General features: G+C 42.5%; 1 protein-coding gene. It reads left to right on the plus strand.

Going from position 1 to position 379, the window contains the following annotated elements:
• Window positions 1–50: 50 nt before the first annotated feature.
• Window positions 51–379, plus strand: a 329-nt coding sequence (locus HC175_RS20345; RefSeq protein WP_168139859.1) for an ATP-binding cassette domain-containing protein, incomplete at its 3' end; no start/stop codon positions are given.

Here is a 379-nt window from a genome sequence, read left to right on the forward strand (position 1 = left end):
TGCAATCTCATTTTTGCAGGTCCTGTACTTCTCATTTTGTTCCTTTTTTTATGAATCGGCTGGAAGTGGTGGAGGTGAACAAGACCTTCGGAAAAAGAAAAATTCTGAACAGAGTTTCCTTCGGCTGTAAAACGGGCGAGATAATCGGCCTTTTTGGAAGGAATGGTTCGGGTAAATCTACTTTACTTAAGGGCATAATGGGTACTCTCAGTATGGATGCTATCATCATCTACATCAATGGAGAGAACATTCCGCCGTCGGAAATCTTTCCAAAGAAATTGATCGGATTTTTGCCGCAGGACAGCTTTCTACCTAAGGAAATGAAGGTGCGGGATGTCATTCCTTTGATGTTTCCGAAAGGAGAGGAGCAGGATAAGAT

Source organism: Salinimicrobium oceani, from assembly GCF_012037645.1.